The following is a 19,775-nucleotide window of genomic DNA, read 5'->3' as shown; positions in this document are numbered from 1 at the left end:
TGACGCAAGCGGCTAATATTATCAAAGCCGCTTCGGGGCGTCAGTCTGATGTTTGCAGAAAATGAGGCCCCAACGGCACCTTCGGCAGTTTAAACAGGTCAGGGTATCGCACATCGACAAAGTACAACCCATCAGGAGGTGCCGTAACCCCACCCTGGCGTCGATCCTTTGCCCGCAGAACCTCAAGCGCCCAATCCGGTGATCGCTGCCCTGAGCCCACCGCCATCAACACCCCGGCAATATTTCTGACCATATGATGCAAGAAAGCGTTGGCACTGACATCAATGACAATCAGCTGGCCGCTTCTGTAGACACTCAGTTGACGAATTTCACGGACTGGGCTTCGCGCCTGACAGCCAACGGCTCTATATGAGGTGAAATCATGCTCACCGAGCAAGTGCTCTGCCGCTTGCTGCATCTTTTCGGTATCCAGCTTGCGATGAGTCCAGGTAACGCCACCGGCAAGAATCGCAGGGCGGGACGGAGACGTATAAATCAGGTAACGGTAACGACGTTCCTTGGCCGAAAAACGCGCATGGAAACACCCAGGCACCTTGGTCGCCCACTTGATCGATATATCATCCGGCAAATGGCTGTTGGTACCCAGCACCCAGGCGCGCTCATCTCGCTCGGACCAGCTATCAAAATGAATAACCTGATGACTGGCATTAACGCCAGCATCCGTCCGCCCGGCACAGACAACCTGTACCGGATGATCAGCAATTACCGAAAGCGCGCGTTCAACTTCAGCCTGTATGGTCGGGACATTATCGAATGCCTGCAGCTGCCAGCCTCGATAAGCCGCTCCAACATACTCCACGCCCAGCGCATAACGAAAAGGGGCGATCGAAATCGCCCCGGAAGAGTTCTCTTTACTCATCAAACATCTTGATCAGGCCAGCGTCTCCAGGAGTTTCCGCGCCTCTTCGCGCTGAGAATCGGAGCCTTCGCCGGTAATTTCGTTAAGGATATCGCGCGCACCCTCGGTATCTTCCATTTCTATATAAGCGCGTGCAAGATCCAGCTTGGTTTCGATTTCGTCTGCATCGCTGAGCAGGTTCAGCTTATCCAGTACTTCGTCCTGTTCTTCGTTATGCAGCTCTTCCAGCTCAATATCATCATCTGTTCCGCCAAGCAGCTCGTCTACCTCAGCATCCAGATCCATCTCAAGATCATGAGAAATATTGGCTGTCAATTCCTCTTCAACCTCGTCATTGGTGAGGCGTGCAGAGACTTGATCAATCTCAACGTCATCTTCTGGATCAAATGAAGACAACAGACTATCCAGATCATCTTCGGCCGTATCAGTTGACTGGGTCGCCGAATCATCCGCAAAGCCCATATCGAATTCAAGCCCATCATCGTCTGAACCGGAATCTACCGCAGATGGCTCATCACCACCTTTCAGCATCGCTTCCAGATCAGGATCAATCTCAAACTCGACTTCCTCAGCGGCTTCTACAGTTTCGTGCAGACTGTTATCCGCGTCAGGTTCGACCTCAGTGGATGACACAGGAGCCGGGTCGGTAACATCAGCCGCTAGCGTTTCAAAATCGAGCTCATCGGTATCCGATGAATCAGAGTTGAAATCGACATCCAAGTCAAGCGCTTCGCTTTCAGCCTCGTCGGACGCGATACTGTCATTGAGCAGAAAATCCAGCTCATCATCCACATCCCGATCAGCCAGCATGGCATCGAGCTCACTGGATGTGTCATCTTCTTCAGCCTCAACGCCGTTATCAAGCGTGAACGCCAGATCATCGACATCATCAGCAGCTTCGCCAGTTTCGAGTTCTGCTGCAAGTTCTGTATCTTCCAGTTCTTCGTCTGCATCTGCCAATCCCTTCATGGGTGGCTCATCATCCAGACCAAGGTCAAATTCGCTTGAGTCAACACCTTCGGCATCAGCATCGAGGTCCGACTGGTCAAGGTCATCCAGATCCAGATCCATATCCAGATCCAATTCCTGAAGATCCTTCTCGAGGTCTTCTACCGCCACCTCTTCTTCAGCCGGCGCCAATGAGTCCATTGGCGGGCGCACGAAATCGGTGTCACTTTTTTCGTCACCACCAGACAGTGCATCCGCAGCCACAACCGCAGCACCACCCGCCACGGCAGCTGCAGCCACATCAGGCACGGCATCGCGCTCTTCTCGCTCTCGCAAGTCATCCGGCACATTTACCAGTTCTTTCTTGGCTGCCGGCTCAGGACGCTTGCGACGCAACAGGAACCATATCCCGCCCAACAGGGCAATAGCTCCAGCACCCAGCCCACCCAGCACAGTCGGATTTTCAAACAGCGAGGGAGACGTGGCCTCTGACTGTACAGGCTGCGCGGGGGGCACAACCGGAGCCGGCCGCGGTTTACTCAACTCAGCCTGCAAAGTAGACATCTGCTGAGACTGCAATTCCAGCAGTCGACTCTGAGACTCCAGCTGTTCGAGCACAGAGCTCAGTTTATCGTTCAGATCAGCGTTATCTCGTTCAAGCCGATCGATCTTTTCCTGAGCCATCAAGACTTCATCTTCAAGGCGCTCAGCTGCAGCTGAAATCACCTGTTCGCCGACAGGCTCCACAGCTGCACTCTGTTCAGCATCACTATCGACACTGCTGGTCGCAGAAGATACCTGTTCGGGGGCGGCAGACTCTGGCGGCGGCGCAACGATCGTCAGCTTGCCCTCTTCAGCCGCTTCGTTAGCAGGTGCAGCCGCACTTGAGCCCTTGCTGTCATCAGCAGGGGCTTCAGCCGTTTTACTGACATCCAAAGGCGCCTTTACCGGTGCATTGGTTGAACTGCGGCCTTGACGCCAAGCCTGCATCTGCCGCGCAACCTCTGCAACTGCCTCTCGATGGCTAAGCTGCTGGGCCTCTGCGAGGGACGGGATATCCATTACGGTTCCCGCCTTGAGGTTATTGATGTTACCGGACGGGAACGCCTGCGGATTCTTGCGCAGCAATGCAAGCATCATCTGATGCTCACTGATTCCCTGGGGTTTGGTTTTCTTGGCAATTTCCCAAAGAGTATCGTTCACACCAACATACACCTGGGTGTCACTGTTGGCGCGAGTTCGAATATTACTGGCTGTTACTGAAGCCCTTGGATTCGCGGGCTGCGAAACGGCGGCAGCCGGTTGAACACTGGCTGGCGTCAGACGCTGACGGACCGGAGAGGGTTCAAAAACAGGAGGATCCAGTAGCAACGTGTACTCACGAACCAGACGTCCACTTGGCCAGTTCACCTCAACCATGAAATTGAGGAAGGGCTCCTGTACCGGCTCAGTCGATTTCAGACGAATACGACCAGTTCCTTCAGGAGACACCAGCACCTGGAACTGAATATCGCGCAGGTAACGTGCCTGACTGCTACCCATGGAAGTCGCATACTCGTCCAGCGAGGCCATTCTGGGCTGAATCTGCAGCGGAGAGAGGTCCCGCACCTGCGTCAGTTTAATCTCAGCATCAAGCGGCTCATTCAGGGCTGAGTTAACCTGAATTTCGCCCAGCCCAAGGGCATTAACCTGTGACGCCCCCAGAGCTGCTGAGACCGCAAGGCTTAAGGCTAGTTTACGCAGCATCGGTTACTCCCTTTGGTGTAGTATGCGCGCCCTCTCCATTTCTCTACGAATCAGAGGGTTACGGATCCATATTCTGTGCAAGTATTATGTTTAAACAGCAGAGGGTCAACCATTCACTCTGCTGCCATTTTGCGACTATGCCTGTAGTGCAAGCGCAATTTCCAGCGCGACCAGTGCACTCCCCCTGCCCAGATCATCACTAAGCGCCTGGAGGGCAAATCCGCTTTCGCCAGTCACGTCAGGCCTGATCCGGTTAACGATAACGACATCCTGCCCGATAACGTCATTTACCAAACTGGCCGGCTTTTTGGCCCCTTGATCAAAACGCACACCGGCCGCTTTATCCATCAGCAACTGGAGTTCCTCAACCTTGAGAGGCTGGCGTGTTTCTGCCTGCGCGACGACCATATCGCCATAAAAAACAGGCACACGTACAGCACTCACCTCAAGTTCAAGCTCTTCATCTCCCAGCAACTGAGGCAACTGATGCATGACCTGTGCTTCCAGTGTGCTATATCCTGATGCCAGAACCTCTCCCACATCCGGGATCAGGTTGAAGGCGATCTGGCGAGCAAAGTATCCAGAATCAACCTCTCGGCCATTGAGCAGCTTGGCTGTTTCTGACGCCAGTGCTTCAACCCCTTTGCGCCCGGCTTCAGATGCCGCGCACAGCACCGTGAGATTGAGCTTAAGTATCTGATAAGCATGATGCAACGGCAACAGGGCCAGCGCAGCGGTTATAGTAGCCGATCCCGGCACACCGATAATACGACCTGCGTCAATCGAAGCGAGCGCCTCACCGTTGACGGCAGGAAGCACCAGCAGAGGCTCCTTACTGTAGCGCTGAGGAAAGAGATCGATCACAACTGCAGATGTCTGCGCTTCAAGTACCTGGACGGTTTCTTCACCAAGCTCAGGATCGGCCACAAAAACCAGTGCCAATCCTTCACCGGTAAAGGTTTCCAACGCTTTGGTTCTGCAAGCGCTCCCCCTGAACATGAGACTACGTCCTGCCGTATCGGATTCTTCATACAGGGTCAGACTGTCAACCTGCAGTTCTGATTCATCCAGCAATTCCAGCAGTTTTTCCCCTTTAAGGGTATTCGGTCCAATTAAAGCAACATTCATTGACATATTTTGAAGGGTCTCACAAAGCAAAACAGCCCGGACATACGCCGGGCTGAGGAGGTGTTACATCAGAACTGCTATCAGCGTTCGATGAGGATACGCAGGATACGGCGCAGAGGCTCAGCGGCCCCCCACAGCAACTGGTCGCCGACGCTGAATGCGTTCAGGAAGTCAGGCCCCATCTTCATCTTACGCAGTCGTCCGACCGGGATATTCAGCGTACCTGTCACTTTAGTCGGTGACAGATCACTGATTGTGGTCTCACGGTCGTTAGGTACTACGCTGACCCAGTCATTGGCTTCAGCAATCATCTGCTCGATCTCATCCATCGGCAGGTCCTGCTTCAACTTGATGGTGAACGCCTGGCTATGACAGCGCATGGCACCGATACGTACGCAGGTACCATCAATCGGAATCGGGCTGTCGGAGAGGCCCAGGATCTTGTTGGTCTCAACAAATCCCTTCCACTCTTCCTTGCTCTGACCATCGGCCACAGCCTTGTCGATCCAGGGGATCAGCGAGCCTGCCAGCGGCACACCGAAGTTATCGGTTGCAAAGGCATCTGCACGCATGGTTTCCACAACCTGGCGATCAATATCCAGAATCGCAGATGCTGGATCGGCCAGCAGCGCCTCGGAACCTGCATGGATCTGACCCATCTGGGTGATCAGTTCACGCATGTTCTTGGCACCAGCACCGGAAGCCGCCTGGTAAGTCATGGAGGAGATCCATTCAACCTGACCGGCCTTGAACAGGCCACCCAGCCCCATGAGCATCAGGGAAACGGTACAGTTGCCACCGACGAAGTTCTTGATGCCGGCATCGATACCACGATCAATGACATCACGGTTAACCGGGTCCAGTACGATCAGACTGTCATCGCTCATGCGCAGAGTTGACGCAGCATCGATCCAGTAGCCGTCCCAGCCGGACTCACGCAGTTTCTGGAACACTTCCGTGGTGTAGTCACCACCCTGACAGGAAACAATGGCGTCCATCTGCTTCAGCTCGTCAATATCACGCGCATCTTTCAATGCCGGAATATCCTTGCCGATGTCAGGACCAGCCGCTCCAGTCTGAGAAGTGGTGAAGAAAACCGGCTCAGCAATATGATTAAAATCCTGCTCTTCCAGCATGCGCTGCATCAGAACAGAACCGACCATGCCACGCCAGCCGACAAAACCTACACGCTTCATTCGTGCCCCCAATATTGTTGTGTGCTGTAAAACGAAACACTGGTATAACCAGGCGGATATCCGACAGCGACGGACATCCGCTCATTCACTGGTGATCAGGCGCTCAGTGCAGCAACGACCGCATCACCCATCTCAGAGGTGCTGACCTGGCGCATACCCTCGGACATGATGTCACCGGTACGCAGCCCCTGATCCAGCACCTTGCTGACGGCTGCTTCGATCTGATCCGCAGCTTCACCAGCATTCAGAGAGTAACGCAACATCATAGCGACTGAGAGGATCGTTGCCAACGGATTCGCCTTGCCTTGACCCGCGATATCAGGTGCAGAGCCATGACAGGGCTCATACATACCCTTGCCGTTTTCATCCAGAGAGGCAGACGGCAGCATACCGATGGAGCCGGTCAGCATCGCAGCTGCATCAGACAGAATGTCACCGAACATGTTACCGGTTACCATGACATCGAACTGCTTGGGCGCACGCACCAGCTGCATCGCCGCGTTGTCGACGTACATGTGACTCAGCTCCACATCCGGATACTCTTTGGACAGCTCTTCCATGATCTCGCGCCAGAGCACGGTTACTTCCAGCACGTTGGCCTTATCGACAGAGCACAAACGCTTGTCGCGCGCACGAGCCGCTTCAAAGGCAACACGACCGATACGACGAATCTCATTCTCATCGTAAACGTAGGTGTTGAAGCCTTCACGGATACCGCCTTCCTTTTCGCGTATACCACGCGGCTGACCGAAGTAAATACCACCGGTCAGTTCACGCACGATAAGGATATCCAGTCCGGATACCACTTCAGGCTTCAGTGTTGACGCATGCGCCAACTGAGGATACAGAATTGCCGGACGAAGGTTGCCGAACAGACCCAATTGGGAGCGAATGCCCAGCAGACCTTTTTCCGGGCGAATGGCAAAATCCGGGTTGGTGTCCCATTTGGGTCCGCCTACAGCACCCAGCAAAATGGCATCAGCTGCCTTGGCTGCCGCCAGCGTTTCTTCCGGCAGCGGAACACCGGTGGCGTCGATGGCGGCACCACCCACCAGCGCTTCGCTGATCTCAAGCCCCAGACCATGGCGGGCGTTGACCAGATCCAGCACTTTGCGTGCTTCAGTAACGATTTCCGGACCGATGCCGTCACCGGGCAATACCAGTACATTCTTGCTCATATCGCTGTATTTCCTTGAATTCAAAAAGAGTTACTTGATAGCACCGAACAGCCAGGGGGCTTCCTGACGGCGACGTTCTTCGTAGGCCTTGATTTCGTCTGCGTGCTGCAGCGTCAATCCGATATCATCCAGACCATTGAGCAGGCAATGCTTGCGGAAAGCGTCAACCTCAAAGGCAAACTCTTCACCGGATGGTGTTACAACCACCTGACGCTCCAGATCAACAGTCAGCTCATAACCTTCGGCGGCTTCTACTTCCTTGAACAACTGATCAACCTGCGCTTCCGCCAGTACTATCGGCAGCAAGCCATTTTTGAAGCAGTTGTTGTAGAAGATATCAGCAAAACTCGGCGCGATCACTGTGCGGATACCGAAGTCATCCAATGCCCAGGGCGCATGCTCACGACTGGAGCCACAGCCAAAGTTTTCGCGCGCCAGCAACACGCTGGTACCCTTATAGCGCGGCTGATTGAGCACAAAATCAGGATTCAAGGGACGACCGGCACAATCCTGATCCGGCTGTCCTTCGTCCAGGTAGCGCAGCTCATCGAACAGATTAGGCCCGAAGCCAGCTCGCTTGATCGACTTGAGGAACTGCTTGGGGATGATCATGTCGGTATCGACATTGGCACGATCCAGCGGTGCAGCAATACCGGTATGCTGGGTAAATTTTTTCATTTCACTCTCCCGTCTTACTGCATCAGTTCACGTACATCAATGAAGTGGCCGGTCACGGCGGCGGCAGCGGCCATCGCAGGGCTCACCAGATGAGTGCGTCCACCAAAGCCCTGTCGACCTTCGAAGTTGCGGTTGGAGGTCGACGCACAGTGTTCGCCCTGGCCCAGCTTGTCAGGGTTCATTGCCAAACACATGGAACATCCAGGCTCACGCCACTCAAGGCCTGCTTCGACAAAGATCTTGTCCAGCCCTTCAGCCTCAGCCTGCGCCTTCACCAGACCAGAGCCCGGAACGACCAGAGCCTGCTTGATATTGGCAGCCACCTTGCGACCTTTGACCACTTCAGCAGCTGCACGCAGGTCCTCAATGCGGGAGTTGGTGCAAGAACCGATAAAGACGCGATCCAATTGGATATCGGTAATCTTCTGATCAGCCTGGAGTCCCATGTACTTCAGTGCACGACGGATACCATCCGCTTTAACCGGATCGGATTCTGCATCTGGATTAGGAACCAAAGCACTGACCGGAGCCACCATTTCCGGGGATGTGCCCCAAGTAACCTGCGGCTGGATATCCTCAGCCTTTATCTCGACCACAGTATCGAATCGGGCGTCATCGTCGGAGACCAGTTCTTTCCAGGACGCAACAGCAGCATCCCACTGCTCTTCGCTCGGCGAAAAAGGACGGCCACGGAAATATTCGATGGTGGTCTCATCTACGGCTACCAGACCTACACGGGCGCCGGCTTCGATCGCCATGTTGCAGATGGTCATGCGACCCTCCATGGAGATGGAGCGGATAGCGCTACCGCCAAACTCGATGGCATAACCTGTACCGCCAGCGGTTCCGATCACGCCAATGATGTGCAGCACGACATCCTTTGCAGTCACACCCGCACCCAGCTCACCATCGACACGCACCAGCATGTTTTTCATCTTCTTGGCGATCAGACACTGGGTAGCCAGCACATGCTCGACTTCAGACGTACCGATACCATGAGCCAGCGCACCAAATGCTCCGTGGGTAGAGGTATGAGAATCACCGCAGACCACGGTTGTACCCGGCAACGTCATGCCCTGCTCAGGCCCGACAACATGTACAATTCCCTGACGCTGGTCATTCATTTTGAACTCGACGATACCAAACTCATCACAGTTGGCATCAAGCGTCTTCACCTGGATTCGGGAAACAGGATCTTCAATCTGATCCACACCCGCTGAACGCTCAGTCGTCGGCACGTTGTGATCCGGTGTAGCAAGGTTGGCATCAATACGCCATGGCTTGCGACCGGCCAGACGCAGCCCCTCGAACGCCTGCGGCGATGTTACTTCATGCAGGATCTGACGATCGATGTAGATCAAAGCACTGCCGTCATCGTTCTGGCGTACCAAATGGGCATCCCAGAGCTTGTCATACAATGTCTTTCCGGCCATGTCGCTCTCCCCTCTGAATTAGTCCGAAATCATGGCAATTGAGGCTCATCCTAATCCAGCCATTAGATACAAACAAATTCATAATTTTTATATTTTGAATTCCTTTATGGAATGGATAGACTGTCCCACTGTTTAACTTCACATAGCAAAATCGCGATGGACACTGCCGGCTTACATGCTTTCGTTACCGTTGCCGATACCGGCTCTTTCTCTCAGGCAGCCCAACTGCTGTTTCTGACTCAATCTGCCGTCAGCAAGCGGATCGCGCTACTGGAGAGCCAGCTTGAGTGCCGCCTGTTTGACCGCATTGGTCGCCAGGTTCTATTGACCGAACCGGGCCAAGCCCTGCTGCCAAAAGCGCGCGATATTCTCGCATCCATGGAAGATGCCGAACGCATGCTGGGCAACCTGTCCGGTCGAGTGGGTGGCCGCCTCGCCCTGGCTGCTAGCCACCACATCAGTTTGCACCGACTCCCACCATTGCTGAAACGTTTCGTGGAAAGCTACCCTGACGTTGATCTTGATCTGCAGTTCGCCGCCTCCGAGGTGGCCTATGAAGGCGTCCTTCGCGGTGATCTGGAGCTTGCCCTGATTACACTTGCTCCTGAACAGGATGAGCGAATCTGCGCACGAACCGTATGGAGCGACCGGCTTCAGTACGTTGTAGGCCGCAATCATCCACTGGCCACAAACCGTCGCCTTGATCTGACCGAGCTTAACCGTTACCCCGCCATCCTGCCCGGGCCCGACACCTTTACTCACCAAAGGGTCCGCCAGCAGCTGGCGGGGCAGGGGCTTGAACTAAACCTGGGTATGAGCACCGATTATCTCGACACCATACGTATGATGGTGAGCATTGGACTCGGTTGGAGCCTGCTACCCGAAACCATGATCGATGATCAGCTGGTACGTCTGAATACGGGTACCGAACCCATCGTGCGCCCCTTGGGTTATATCTACCACCGTGATCGCACGCTCAGCAATGCTGCACGCGAGCTGACCCGACTGCTAGAGACAAGCGTTTAACAACTATCCGGCTTGGTTTAAGATCAACACCCCAACAGCTCATGGAGAGGTGAAGTGAACGAGCAACTGCTGAACATGATTGGCCAGTGGCTGGAGCAGTTTGAGCAGGAGCTTAACACTCCCGACAGCGATCAATACAGCGCCGGTGCAGAGGGCCAATCACCACAGGGTGAGACCTCCCCCCATGCCGACCTGCTTCACCGCATTACACGGCAGAGTGAACAATTTCGCCACTTTGCCTCGCAGCTGCTGTCACTGTGTGACGATGAGCACCACATTGAAACCGACCCTCTGATCGACTGTTTTCGCAAGCACCTTGATCAGCTCAATCTGGAGTGGATACTGTCAAGCTGGCCACTGCCTGAGCAGCTAACCACTGTGCTGGCGATATTCAGCCAACAGAATTCAACGCTGAATGAGGAGCTGCAACACGTCAACCAACTGTTGCAACGATTACTGGGAACACTGGGACCACACCTGCAACCCTCGCTCGTACAGCAATTGCGCACCACTCTGGAAGACCTGCGCGACTTTGCACGATCGCGCCAGCAATACCTTGAGCACCTAAGCCGGATCAACAGCGCGGCACTTGACCTGTTCAGCCAACGTCTGCAAGGCACCACGATTTCCGAACTTGAACAACTACACAGACTCTGGATCCAGTCCTACGAGGAATGCTATCAGCAGGCGCTAAGCCAGGAAGAATACAGACAGGCATTTGCTGCGCTGTGCAATAATGCCATGGCTCTGCGTCAACACTGGCAGCAGCAACTTGACCATTTCTATTCCAGCTGCGGCCTGGTTACGCTGGCTCAGTACGATGAACTAAGCCGACAGCACCATGAACTGCGTCGTCGAGTTCGCGTGCTTGAACAGCAAGCATCACATCAACGAGGATCATCCAGCCACTTCAAGGACAGGCATGACTCGAATCAAGGTTGACCCCCAACAGCTGAGCAAACAGTCACATGAGCTGGAAATACTTGACCAGTGCATCAGTGCTGCCGCAAGGATTTCATATACCCATCAGCCGACAGCGCACCAGGTGCTGCTTCGTTCCGGCAGCCTCAAGCTGCTCAAATTTGAGCCGACAACCAGCCGGAAGCTGACGTCACCCTTGCTGATTTGCTACGCACTGGTCAATCGACCATGGATCCTGGATCTCAGCCCGCAACGCTCGCTGATTCAAAACCTTCTGAACGAAGGTATTCCTGTATACCTTATCGACTGGGGCTACCCCAGCCGTTGCGACCGTTTTCTGAACCTTGAAGACTATCTCACCGACCTGCTTGACCAGTGTGTGGACTGTGCCAGTCAAGATAACAATGGCAGACCGGTTAACCTGATGGGGGTTTGTCAGGGAGGCGTACTGAGCCTGTGTTACAGCCTTATTTTTCCCCACAAGGTGCGCAATCTGATCAGCCTTGTGACACCGGCTGATACCTCCCCTGCCAACTTCACTCTAAATCACCTGGCACAAGAAATTGACGCCACACTGGCAACAAACACGTACGGCAACCTGCCCGGCAAATTACTCAACGAACTGTTCACGGCACTGCAACCCATGCGACTGGGGCTGGAGAAGCGACTGGCGGCCGGCCGACAACTATGCGCCGACGATGAAACCGTAAAGCACTATCTATTGATGGAGCATTGGTTGCAGGACTGCCCGGACCTTGCCGGAGAGGCCCTGAAAGACTTTATCGAGCTTTTTTTCCGTCAGAATGCGCTGATGTCAGAACAGGGCTTCGAGCTGGCAGGGAGACATCTCAAGCTTGCCGACTTGCGACAACCCTTGCTGAATATCTATGGCAAAAGAGATCAGCTGGTCCCTCCAGAGGCGTCTGCTGCACTGAAAAACGCAGTCAACGGGAAGGACTACACGGAAGTGGGTATCGATGCAGGGCACATCGGTGTGCTCAATGGCAGCAGGGCATTGCATACGCTGCCACCATTGATTTACAACTGGCTGAAAAAACGCGAGCCACAGTAGCTCGGTTATTGACCTGAACCACCCTTGCTGGTGTCGCTCTTGGCGGGGGCCTCGGTTTCGGGCTGGCCAGACTTAGCCTCACCGCCCTCGCCACCTTCCGCTGTGCGTGGGGCAAACATGTTCCAGACGGCCATATTCTGGTCAGCGATACGCCCCATCATGGTCAGCGGGTTCGCGGCTCCCATCATCGTCTGCATCTGCTCACGGATACGATCCTGATGCTCAAGGAATGCCGCTATACTTTGCTCCAGATACTGGCTCATCATGCCCTGCATACTGTCACCGTAAAAGCGGATCAGCTGCTGAAGTACCTGGTTGGTCAGCAGTGTTCCGTGCCCTTCAGCTTCCTGCTCACTGATGATTTGCAGCAGAATATTACGGGTCAAATCATTGCCGGTTTTGGAGTCCTGAACCTGAAAGGTCTCACCACTGAGCACGAGCTGCTTCACATCTTCCAATGTGACATAGCAGCTGCGCGAGGTATCGTACAATCGACGATTGGTATATTTACGCAGAATCCGCACGGCTGATTCTCCTGATCCACTCTGACTCATCCAAATATTCCATTCAATCGGCGTCGCGTTTGTCCTTACCATACTGACTCATCATTCCGAAAAGCAGTTTCTGAAAGGCTTCCATCGAACCGATACCACTGTTTAGATAGGGCTTCAGAAATGTGAGCGGATCGTAACCTTCCACACCCGCATTCATCTGCTCCCTGAACTTATCGATCATTTCCTGCTGCAACGCGGAAACATCTGGCAGACCCAGCGCCCGGCGCAACTCGTCGGGCGTCATTTCGATATCAATTTTGAAATTCATGCGCGCTCACCCGAAATATTCATATGCACCTCATACTATAGCAATGACCTCTCAAAACAACATTTTCAGTCATTTTGCTGCACTTTATCCGGGTAAATCCAGATGGATGTCAACACAATCGCCAGAACCGAAACCCCTGCAGCGATCGCAAAAGTCATTGCACCCAGGTCACTCCACAGCTGACCGGCCACCACCGCACCCAGCGCACCGCCCGCACCGAATCCAAGGCTGGAAAACAGCGCCTGCCCTCTTCCTTGAGTAGAGGGAGTGAAGTAATGCTGCACCAGCGCAATACCAACCGCATGAAGACTTCCAAAAGTAGCAGCGTGCAGACACTGTGCAAACAGCATTACCCATATCTGATCCGGCCACAGAGCCGTGAGCGCCCACCTCAAGACGCAAAGCACAAGGCTGACCAGTAAAATGTGCCGCATATTGAATCGTTCAAGGATGCGCGGCATAAAGACGAAGAGCAGAACCTCGGCCATCACACCCAAACCCCACAACAAGCCGATCTCGATACGATCGTAGCCAAGCTCCTGCATCATAACGCTGTAGAAGGTGTAATAGGGCCCATGGCTCAGCTGAACCAAAAAACACACCACAAAAAACACGCACACCTGCGGCTGACGCAAAATCGCTCCAATCGTCCGGCTGTCAGCCTCTGCCTCAGTTGCAGTATCGTTCTGATCGCCAATCAACAGCGTGTTTAACCAGATTATGAACAGCATTGCGAACAGAACCACCGGCAACCAGTCAATACTGACCGCATCCAGCAGCCAGCCAATCATGACCACCGCACAGATAAAGCCCACTGATCCCCAAAGTCGAATCCGGCTGTACTGCGATTGATTGACCCCGAGATACCCGAGCGTGATGACTTCAAACTGAGGCAACACCGCATTCCAGAAGAAGCTGAATGATGCCATGACCAGAGCGACACCCATCGCCTCGGTTTGCCAGAAGATTCCCAGAAAGCAGATCCAGCTGGCCAGGGCCCCCAGCCTTACTATCGCAACACGACGACCTGTACGATCTGCAAGCCAACCCCAGACATTGGGCGCCAACACGCGTGACACATGCAGGATCCCCATGAGCCAGCCGATCGTGGCCGCCTCCATGCCTAGCGACTGCAGATAAAGCGTCCAATAAGGCAACAAGGTACCCAGCAGAGCGAAATAAAACAGATAAAAGCCGGAAAGTCGGATATAGGGCATAGGTACTTGGTCAATAAAAAAGCCGGCACAGGGCCGGCTTGAGTATCAGAGGTACAGCTTATGTTTACAAGCCATCAAGCGCCTTAACCATATACTGAGGCAGCGCAAAGCTTGCAACGTGGAGCGCCGGATTGTAGTAGCGAGTCTCGATACCGCTTTGCTCGAAGCGTGCACGAATAGTCGTTACGTCGAGCTGTCGCAGCTCGGCGTTATCACTTGCCCAAGCAAAGGCCATGACTCCGCCCACGTATGTCGGCACAGCACCGGCATAGAAATACTGATCAGCGAAATAGGGTCCGAGACGACGGCGCGTGGTCAGGATTTCATCCGGCTGCATGAAGGCAACGCCATTCTGGGCGACAAAAACGCCCCCCGGTGTCAGACAACGCTTACAGCCTTCATAGAAACGACTGGAGAACAACACTTCACCCGGCCCTACAGGGTCCGTGCAATCCGAAATGATCACATCAAAGGTGTCGGCGCACTCATTCACGAACTCGACGCCATCGGCAATAACGATATTCGCTCGCGGATCATCGAAAGCACCTGCTGAATGGTTCGGCAGATACTGCTTGCACATGTCGATTACAGCCTGGTCAATCTCGACCTGAGTCACGTGCTCGACGCTTTCATGACGCAGCACTTCACGCAGAATGCCACCGTCACCACCACCGATAATTAATACACGCTTGGCATTACCGTGCGCCAGGATCGGTACATGAGTCATCATTTCGTGGTAGATGAACTCGTCACGCTCAGTCGTCTGGATGATTCCATCCAGCGCCATAACAGTACCGAATTCCCTGTTACGGAAAATGATCAGCTCCTGATGTTCGGTGCGATGCTCAAACAGCACCTCATCCAGGGTGAAGCTTTGCCCGTAACCGGCGTAGAGCTTCTCAAGATAGGTAGTCGTCGTCATCAATACTCACCTTACCACGCAGAATTTCTTCGACATTCACTTCCGTCGGCGTGAACGCCGCTTCAAGAACGGGAACCGCCTTGGCAGGCTCGGATTCACCGCACATGAAGATATCGAAAGCCGCAAAGTTACGCTCGGGCCAGGTGTGCACACTGATATGTGACTCTGCCAGTACCGCCACGCCGGATATTCCGCCGTTGGGGGTAAAATGGTGCAAATGGATATGCAGCAGTGTTGCCTTGGCCGCTTTGATGGAATCGCGCAGTGCCTTTTCCATCACCTCAAGATCGTCCAGGCGTGATGCACCACGCAAGTCGATGATCAGGTGTGTACCGGCATAACGGTGACCATCACGCTCGATAAAGTAGTCAAGTCGCTCTTCATCGTCGCCCTGGGAATAGGCGGGCCATTCGGCAACACTGCCTTCAGCCTCTTGGTCGTTCACTTCAGACGCTAGGTCTATCGCTTCTTGCATGGGGATGACTCCAGACAAGTCTGTGCTTACACAGAGTTCAAAAAACAAAAACCCAACCTTCCGAGCCATGCCTGAGCACCATGTAAGCGTTAATGCTACCGGGCGAGTGCGTCATCAGGCACCTTTCCAGATCGCTCCATGAACCCCGCACAACCCAAAGGGTTGGGACGTATCAAATTCTGCCGCCTTTATACCGCGTTATGCCCAAATTTCAAGCAAAAAACGCCAGACTGTCAGAAAAAAATCATCTTGTATCTATAATATCAACCAGTTATGCCTCAGAGCTGCTTAAGGACCGGCAACCCGGAATCCACATCTGCATTCTGCCCTCGGTGCCTGAGCATATGATCAAGCAGCACTATGGCCATCATGGCCTCAGCAATTGGAGTCGCACGAATACCCACACAGGGGTCATGACGCCCCTGAGTAACCACCTCGATCTCCTCACCGGCTGCATTGATGCTTCGTCCGGGCAAACGCAGGCTGGAAGTCGGCTTGAGTGCAATGTGTGCCTCAATGGCCTGCCCGGTCGAAATACCGCCGAGAATGCCACCTGCATGATTCGACAAGAACCCTTCAGGGGTCATTTCGTCACGATGCTCTGTGCCTTTCTGATTGACTACCGCGAAGCCGTCACCGATCTCCACCCCTTTCACCGCATTGATGCTCATCAGTGCATGCGCCAATTCAGCATCCAAACGGTCAAAGATAGGCTCTCCAAGCCCAACCGGCACCCCGGTGGCCTGAACGGAGATACGGGCACCAATGGAATTACCCTCTTTACGCAGGGCATCCATATATTTTTCCATTTCCAGCGCCGCCTGCGTATCCGGCGAGAAGAAGGGATTCTGCTCGACCTGATCCCAGTCGAAACGGTTCATATCGATTGCGATAGGCCCCAGTTGTGACAGATAGCCACGCACCTGAATACCCTTTTGCGCCAGCACCTTCTTGGCAATGGCACCCGCAGCCACGCGCATGGCGGTCTCACGCGCCGATGAGCGACCACCGCCACGGTAATCTCTGAAACCGTATTTGTGAGAATAGACGTAATCCGCATGCGCCGGACGGAACGTCTCAGCAATATTGGAGTAGTCCTTTGAGCGCTGGTCAGTATTTTCTATCAGCAGCCCAATCGAGGTACCTGTCGTTTTACCCTCGAACACGCCGGACAGAATACGCACCTCATCAGCTTCACGACGCTGAGTGGTATGACGAGAAGTACCGGGCTTACGACGATCCAGATCCACCTGCAGATCGGCTTCACTCAACTCGATCCCGGGAGGACAGCCATCAACGATACAGCCCAGCGCGGGGCCGTGACTTTCACCAAAGGTCGTGACTGTAAACAGTTTTCCAAAGCTGTTTCCGGACATAGTGCTCTTACTCTATAACTGTCGGGTGCGGGCCGGGATGGCCGCACCGGAATTCATATCAAATGACGGTGCGCACGCAATTCATCGGCGGTAACCACAAATACGCCGTTGCCGCCCTGCTCAAGCTCGACCCACACAATCGGCAGCTGCGGCAGGCTCGACATGAGGTGTACCTCACTGTTACCAACTTCCACAACCAGCAAACCATCTTCACTCAGATAGTCAGCTGCTTCGCGCAGAATCCGACGTGTAATATCCAGCCCGTCCGGACCTGATCCCAGCGCCAATGCAGGCTCGTGGGCATACTCGGCAGGCATGCTGGCAAGGTCATCAGCATCCACATACGGAGGATTGCTGACAATCAGGTCATAACGTTCCCCGGGCACAGCACCGAACAAGTCTCCCTGACAGGCACGAACCCGATCGACAAGCTCATGCCGCTGAATATTGTGTCTGGCCACCTCAAGCGCCTCGGTTGAGATATCAGCCAGATCAACCTCCGCTTCCGGAAAGGCAAACGCACAGGCAATTCCAATACAGCCACTGCCGGTGCAGAGATCAAGAATACGCTCCACTGGCCCAGGACGAAGCCAAGGCTGGAATTCCTGTGCTATTAACTCCGCAATCGGAGAACGTGGGATCAGTACTCGCTCATCAACATGGAACGGTAGCCCCATGAACCAGGCTTCACCTGTGATATAAGGCAGCGGCTTCCGCTCCTCGGTACGCAAGCGAACATATTCCAGCACCTTCAAGCGCTCTGACGGCGTCAGGCGAGCATCCAGTACTGCAGGATCAGTATCCCAGGGCAGGTCAACCGCATTCAACACAAGCTGACTGGCCTCATCCCACGCCGATACATGGCCATGACCGAAATACACCTGATGACGGTTGAATTCACTCAATGTCCAACGAATGTAGTCACGAAGGGTAAACAAATGCTCGCTAATCGCGGCTTGATCCGACTTCATAGTTCGCCTGATAATAAGTTTCGCTGCATTAGGGCGATTATGTTAATGAAAACCCCCGTTGAACGCCATGTCTTATCCAACTGATACAGATTCGAACGATGATCTTGATTTCAATAGCGCCATGCAGGGCGTCAAACGCCTGAAGCATGACCGTCATATTGAGCCTGCATCGCTGAAGCCCCGACTTAAAGCAGCTCCTGATCAGGCCTCGCACTACCGTCGACAAGCCGCAGCTCAAGAGATCGAGCAGGTTATTGACGGCCTGTCTTCGGAAGCTAGCGAGATCATTGAATCCAGCGACGAGCTACTCTTTGCCTCACCCGGTGTACAAATTCGGTTACTCAAGCGTTTGCGCCAGGGACATATTCCCTGGGAAGCTGGCCTGGACCTTCACGGCTATACCGTTGACCAGGCTCGCGACGAGCTCAGCAGCTTCATCCGAGATGCTGTACGCCAGCAATTGCGCGCCGTCATCATAGTCCATGGCAAAGCGCATACCCAGCCGGGCCAGCCGGCACTACTCAAGTCCTGTGTCAATGATTGGCTTCGTCAGCTAAACCCGGTCATTGCATTCTGCTCTGCACAACCCAGAGACGGTGGCACCGGCGCCGTTTATGTCCTGCTCAAGCGTGAGCGCTAGGATTCACTTCTACGAGACCATTCCAGCGTCTATTCTTGAATAGGTTACCCCCCATTCAAAGGACAGGAACAGACGATGCTGGATCTGCATAAACACCTCCAACTGATGTCCAAAACCGGCGCTTCCGACCTCTTTCTGAGCGCCGAATCCCCCATAATGATCAAGACAGAAGGCGTCATCAAACCGGTTGATGACAACCGCCTGAGTGCAGAAAGCATCACCGAACTGGCCCGTTCACTGATGAACGAACCTCAGGTTCGGCAGTTTCAGGAAGAACTTGAAATGAACTTCGCTTACGACCTACCGGATACCGGTCGCTTCAGGGTTAACGTGTACCGCCAGCGCGGTAATGTTGCGATGGTTATTCGCATGATCCGCCACAGCATTCCAAGTATTGAGTCGCTCAACCTGCCCGAAGCTCTCAAACAGTTAGCTATGCTGAGAAGTGGCCTGGTCCTGATTGTCGGTGCCACAGGGTCAGGCAAGTCAACCTCCATGGCCTCCATGATCGAATATCGCAATCAGCATGCCAGCGGCCACATACTAACCATCGAAGATCCGATCGAGTTCTTGCACAGCAACAAAAAGTCCCTGATTAATCAGCGTGAGGTGGGTGTAGACACCCTCTCATATGCCAACGCGTTGAAGAATGCACTGCGTGAGGCACCGGACGTCATTGTGATCGGAGAAATCCGTGATGCGGTGACTACCGAGCATGCGGTTCGTTACTCTGAAACAGGGCACCTGTGCCTGTCCACACTCCATGCCAACAACAGTGTTCAAGCGATAGAACACATTGCAAATTTCTTCCATGACACCGACAAGCACAAAGTGAACAATGATCTCGCGCTCAACCTCAAGGCAATAGTATCTCTGCGCCTGATCCGGGATACTCATGGCCACTTGATTCCTGCCACAGAGGTTTTGATCAATACTCCATATATCGCCAAGCTCATCGCTCGTGGTGAATATTCACGGATACGGGAAGCCATTGACCAATCAAGCAACAGTGCGGCACACACATTCGACAGCAATCTGCTTAACCTCTATCGTGAAGGCCGCATCACACTGGAAGAAGCATTGCGAAACGCCGATTCTCGCAACAATGTGGCACTGAGACTCAAACTGATGGCGGGGCAGTAATGG

Annotated in this window: 19 protein-coding genes; 5 read left to right on the top strand and 14 right to left on the bottom strand. The window is 53.9% G+C overall.

What is annotated here, in order from left to right:
* Positions 1 to 40 precede the first annotated feature (40 nt).
* From truA to leuC, 7 genes are all read right to left on the bottom strand, one after another.
* Positions 41 to 880, bottom strand: coding sequence for a tRNA pseudouridine(38-40) synthase TruA (gene truA, locus LN244_RS07415; protein ID WP_239042206.1), 840 nt, complete (start codon positions 878 to 880; stop codon positions 41 to 43).
* A 12-nt stretch (positions 881 to 892) separates the two neighbouring features.
* Positions 893 to 3,574 (bottom strand): FimV/HubP family polar landmark protein, encoded by a 2,682-nt coding sequence (locus tag LN244_RS07410; protein ID WP_239042205.1) that lies wholly within the window; start codon positions 3,572 to 3,574, stop codon positions 893 to 895.
* 135 nt (positions 3,575 to 3,709) lie between these two features.
* On the bottom strand, positions 3,710 to 4,702 hold the full coding sequence (locus tag LN244_RS07405) for an Asd/ArgC dimerization domain-containing protein (protein WP_239042204.1): 993 nt from the start codon (positions 4,700 to 4,702) through the stop codon (positions 3,710 to 3,712).
* An 80-nt stretch (positions 4,703 to 4,782) separates the two neighbouring features.
* Positions 4,783 to 5,898 (bottom strand): aspartate-semialdehyde dehydrogenase, encoded by a 1,116-nt coding sequence (gene asd, locus LN244_RS07400; RefSeq protein WP_239042203.1) that lies wholly within the window; start codon positions 5,896 to 5,898, stop codon positions 4,783 to 4,785.
* Positions 5,899 to 5,993: 95 nt separating this feature from the next.
* Positions 5,994 to 7,076, bottom strand: a complete 1,083-nt coding sequence (leuB, locus tag LN244_RS07395; RefSeq protein ID WP_239042202.1) for a 3-isopropylmalate dehydrogenase — start codon at positions 7,074 to 7,076, stop codon at positions 5,994 to 5,996.
* 30 nt (positions 7,077 to 7,106) lie between these two features.
* Positions 7,107 to 7,754, bottom strand: a complete 648-nt coding sequence (gene leuD / locus LN244_RS07390) for a 3-isopropylmalate dehydratase small subunit (RefSeq protein WP_239042201.1) — start codon at positions 7,752 to 7,754, stop codon at positions 7,107 to 7,109.
* A gap of 14 nt (positions 7,755 to 7,768) precedes the next feature.
* Complete coding sequence (leuC, locus tag LN244_RS07385) at positions 7,769 to 9,187, bottom strand: 3-isopropylmalate dehydratase large subunit (RefSeq protein ID WP_239042200.1); 1,419 nt, start codon at positions 9,185 to 9,187, stop codon at positions 7,769 to 7,771.
* Positions 9,188 to 9,343: 156 nt separating this feature from the next.
* Between leuC and LN244_RS07380 the strand changes: the two genes are divergently transcribed.
* Genes LN244_RS07380 through LN244_RS07370 form a run of 3 tightly spaced genes read left to right on the top strand, consistent with a single transcriptional unit; the run spans position 9,344 to position 12,206 of the window.
* Positions 9,344 to 10,213, top strand: a complete 870-nt coding sequence (locus tag LN244_RS07380) for a LysR family transcriptional regulator (RefSeq protein ID WP_239042199.1) — start codon at positions 9,344 to 9,346, stop codon at positions 10,211 to 10,213.
* A gap of 54 nt (positions 10,214 to 10,267) precedes the next feature.
* A complete protein-coding gene (locus LN244_RS07375; RefSeq protein ID WP_239042198.1) occupies positions 10,268 to 11,155 on the top strand; it encodes a poly(R)-hydroxyalkanoic acid synthase subunit PhaE in 888 nt (295 codons plus the stop codon).
* Entirely contained in the window at positions 11,136 to 12,206 is a 1,071-nt protein-coding gene (locus LN244_RS07370) for an alpha/beta fold hydrolase (protein ID WP_239042197.1), read from the top strand. Before LN244_RS07375 ends, LN244_RS07370 begins: the two co-directional genes overlap by 20 nt.
* 5 nt (positions 12,207 to 12,211) lie before the next feature.
* Here the strand turns inward: LN244_RS07370 and phaR are convergent, their stop codons facing one another.
* From phaR to prmB, 7 genes are all read right to left on the bottom strand, one after another.
* Complete coding sequence (gene phaR, locus LN244_RS07365; RefSeq protein ID WP_239042196.1) at positions 12,212 to 12,760, bottom strand: polyhydroxyalkanoate synthesis repressor PhaR; 549 nt, start codon at positions 12,758 to 12,760, stop codon at positions 12,212 to 12,214.
* Positions 12,761 to 12,773: 13 nt separating this feature from the next.
* The gene (locus tag LN244_RS07360) at positions 12,774 to 13,028 is read right to left on the bottom strand and encodes a DUF6489 family protein (RefSeq protein ID WP_239042195.1); all 255 of its coding nucleotides are present in this window, start codon (positions 13,026 to 13,028) and stop codon (positions 12,774 to 12,776) included.
* A 65-nt stretch (positions 13,029 to 13,093) separates the two neighbouring features.
* Entirely contained in the window at positions 13,094 to 14,245 is a 1,152-nt protein-coding gene (locus tag LN244_RS07355; RefSeq protein ID WP_239042194.1) for an MFS transporter, read from the bottom strand.
* A 64-nt stretch (positions 14,246 to 14,309) separates the two neighbouring features.
* On the bottom strand, positions 14,310 to 15,167 hold the full coding sequence (speE, locus tag LN244_RS07350) for a polyamine aminopropyltransferase (RefSeq protein WP_239042193.1): 858 nt from the start codon (positions 15,165 to 15,167) through the stop codon (positions 14,310 to 14,312).
* On the bottom strand, positions 15,145 to 15,642 hold the full coding sequence (speD, locus tag LN244_RS07345; protein ID WP_239042192.1) for an adenosylmethionine decarboxylase: 498 nt from the start codon (positions 15,640 to 15,642) through the stop codon (positions 15,145 to 15,147). Before speD ends, speE begins: the two co-directional genes overlap by 23 nt.
* A 278-nt stretch (positions 15,643 to 15,920) precedes the next feature.
* Entirely contained in the window at positions 15,921 to 17,018 is a 1,098-nt protein-coding gene (gene aroC / locus LN244_RS07340; protein ID WP_239042191.1) for a chorismate synthase, read from the bottom strand.
* 53 nt (positions 17,019 to 17,071) lie between these two features.
* Positions 17,072 to 17,989, bottom strand: a complete 918-nt coding sequence (gene prmB / locus LN244_RS07335) for a 50S ribosomal protein L3 N(5)-glutamine methyltransferase (protein ID WP_239042190.1) — start codon at positions 17,987 to 17,989, stop codon at positions 17,072 to 17,074.
* A gap of 67 nt (positions 17,990 to 18,056) precedes the next feature.
* Here prmB and LN244_RS07330 point away from each other — a divergent pair, with 67 nt between their 5' ends.
* Positions 18,057 to 18,629 carry a Smr/MutS family protein gene (locus tag LN244_RS07330; RefSeq protein WP_239042189.1) on the top strand — a complete coding sequence of 191 codons (573 nt, stop codon included), beginning with the start codon at positions 18,057 to 18,059 and terminating at the stop codon, positions 18,627 to 18,629.
* 75 nt (positions 18,630 to 18,704) lie between these two features.
* Entirely contained in the window at positions 18,705 to 19,772 is a 1,068-nt protein-coding gene (locus LN244_RS07325; protein ID WP_239042188.1) for a PilT/PilU family type 4a pilus ATPase, read from the top strand.
* Positions 19,773 to 19,775: the final 3 nt, after the last annotated feature.

The sequence above is a fragment of the Marinobacterium sediminicola genome (assembly GCF_022343685.1).
Taxonomy (GTDB): domain Bacteria; phylum Pseudomonadota; class Gammaproteobacteria; order Pseudomonadales; family Balneatricaceae; genus Marinobacterium; species Marinobacterium sediminicola.
Note: the sequence above shows the minus strand (reverse complement) of the source record. Positions and strands in the feature narration are given on the sequence as shown.

Excerpts from the sequence above, each read along its gene's own strand:
- truA (WP_239042206.1), bottom strand. The coding sequence starts at position 880 with ATGAGTAAAGAGAACTCTTCCGGGGCGATTTCGATCGCCCCTTTTCGT.
- LN244_RS07410 (WP_239042205.1), bottom strand. The coding sequence starts at position 3,574 with ATGCTGCGTAAACTAGCCTTAAGCCTTGCGGTCTCAGCAGCTCTGGGG.
- LN244_RS07405 (WP_239042204.1), bottom strand. The coding sequence starts at position 4,702 with ATGAATGTTGCTTTAATTGGACCGAATACCCTTAAAGGGGAAAAACTG.
- asd (WP_239042203.1), bottom strand. The coding sequence starts at position 5,898 with ATGAAGCGTGTAGGTTTTGTCGGCTGGCGTGGCATGGTCGGTTCTGTT.
- leuB (WP_239042202.1), bottom strand. The coding sequence starts at position 7,076 with ATGAGCAAGAATGTACTGGTATTGCCCGGTGACGGCATCGGTCCGGAA.
- leuD (WP_239042201.1), bottom strand. The coding sequence starts at position 7,754 with ATGAAAAAATTTACCCAGCATACCGGTATTGCTGCACCGCTGGATCGT.
- leuC (WP_239042200.1), bottom strand. The coding sequence starts at position 9,187 with ATGGCCGGAAAGACATTGTATGACAAGCTCTGGGATGCCCATTTGGTA.
- LN244_RS07380 (WP_239042199.1), top strand. The coding sequence starts at position 9,344 with ATGGACACTGCCGGCTTACATGCTTTCGTTACCGTTGCCGATACCGGC.
- LN244_RS07370 (WP_239042197.1), top strand. The coding sequence starts at position 11,136 with ATGACTCGAATCAAGGTTGACCCCCAACAGCTGAGCAAACAGTCACAT.
- phaR (WP_239042196.1), bottom strand. The coding sequence starts at position 12,760 with ATGAGTCAGAGTGGATCAGGAGAATCAGCCGTGCGGATTCTGCGTAAA.
- LN244_RS07360 (WP_239042195.1), bottom strand. The coding sequence starts at position 13,028 with ATGAATTTCAAAATTGATATCGAAATGACGCCCGACGAGTTGCGCCGG.
- LN244_RS07355 (WP_239042194.1), bottom strand. The coding sequence starts at position 14,245 with ATGCCCTATATCCGACTTTCCGGCTTTTATCTGTTTTATTTCGCTCTG.
- speE (WP_239042193.1), bottom strand. The coding sequence starts at position 15,167 with ATGACGACGACTACCTATCTTGAGAAGCTCTACGCCGGTTACGGGCAA.
- speD (WP_239042192.1), bottom strand. The coding sequence starts at position 15,642 with ATGCAAGAAGCGATAGACCTAGCGTCTGAAGTGAACGACCAAGAGGCT.
- aroC (WP_239042191.1), bottom strand. The coding sequence starts at position 17,018 with ATGTCCGGAAACAGCTTTGGAAAACTGTTTACAGTCACGACCTTTGGT.
- prmB (WP_239042190.1), bottom strand. The coding sequence starts at position 17,989 with ATGAAGTCGGATCAAGCCGCGATTAGCGAGCATTTGTTTACCCTTCGT.
- LN244_RS07330 (WP_239042189.1), top strand. The coding sequence starts at position 18,057 with ATGTCTTATCCAACTGATACAGATTCGAACGATGATCTTGATTTCAAT.
- LN244_RS07325 (WP_239042188.1), top strand. The coding sequence starts at position 18,705 with ATGCTGGATCTGCATAAACACCTCCAACTGATGTCCAAAACCGGCGCT.